The sequence below is a fragment of the Microcoleus sp. D3_18a_C4 genome (assembly GCF_036702415.1).
In the GTDB taxonomy this organism is placed as follows: domain Bacteria; phylum Cyanobacteriota; class Cyanobacteriia; order Cyanobacteriales; family Microcoleaceae; genus Microcoleus.
The window spans coordinates 310-1,266 of sequence record NZ_JAUBTI010000237.1; the positions used below are offsets into that span (position 1 = coordinate 310).

General features: G+C 57.8%; 1 protein-coding gene. It reads right to left on the reverse strand.

Annotated features, from left to right (window positions below; all coding sequences use genetic code 11):
- Positions 1–957, reverse strand: a 957-nt coding sequence (locus tag QUB16_RS33390) for an Ig-like domain-containing protein (RefSeq protein ID WP_445251192.1), incomplete at both ends; no start/stop codon positions are given.

Consider the following 957-nt stretch of genomic DNA (forward strand, 5'->3'; position numbering starts at 1 on the left):
AGTTGGCGCCACCGGGCGCAAGATAGCCGCGACAGTAGCGGCCGCGGGACTGGAGGCGCCGCTGTTGTCTGTGGCGCTGTAGGTGAAATTAGCTCCTGTAAAGTTGCCCTTCGTTTGGAAAAATAGTTGCTGCAACTGTGCTGGAGTCAGGACTTGACCGGGTGTCACTGGTACACCCCCGTTGGCTGGATCTCCTAAAAACAGCACGGCTTGGTCTGGTGAGGGCAGGGTGTCGATCGTGTAAGAGACGATCGACCCGTCGGGGTCGCTTCCTCCCAATCCTGTGACTAACTGGCTGCTGTTGGGCCCGAGGCGGGAGTTGGCATTGTTGGCAACTGGCGGTTGGTTGTCAGTTGGAAGTATGGCCGCGACAGTAGCGGTAGCGGGACTGGTGGCGCCGCTGTTGTCTGTGGCGCTGTAGGTGAAATTGGCTCCTGTAAAGTTGCCCTTCGTTTGGAAAAATAGTTGCTGCAACTGTGCTGGAGTCAGGACTTGGCCTGGTGTCACCGGTACGCCGCCCAAAGCTGGATCTCCTAAAAACAGGACTGCTTGGTCTGGTGAGGGCAGGGTGTTGATGGTGTAAGAGACGATCGACCCGTCGGGGTCGCTTCCTCCCAATCCCGTGACTAACCGGCTGCTGTTGGGCCCGACGCGGGAGTTGGCATTGTTGGCAACTGGCGGCTGGTTGTCCGTTGGTGTTGGTGTGGGCCGTATCAGTCCAGCCACACTAGCGGTAGCGACTGGACTGATAGCACCGCTGTTGTCTTTCGCCCTGTAGGTGAAATTGGTTCCTGTAAAGTTGCCTGTGGCTTGCAAAAATAGTTGCTGCAACTGTGCTGGAGTCAGGACTTGGCCGGGTGTCACCGCAACACCACCGTTGGCTGGATCTCCTAAAAACAGCACGGCTTGGTCTGCAGGAGGCAGGGTGTCGATCGTGTAAGAGGCGATCGACCCGTC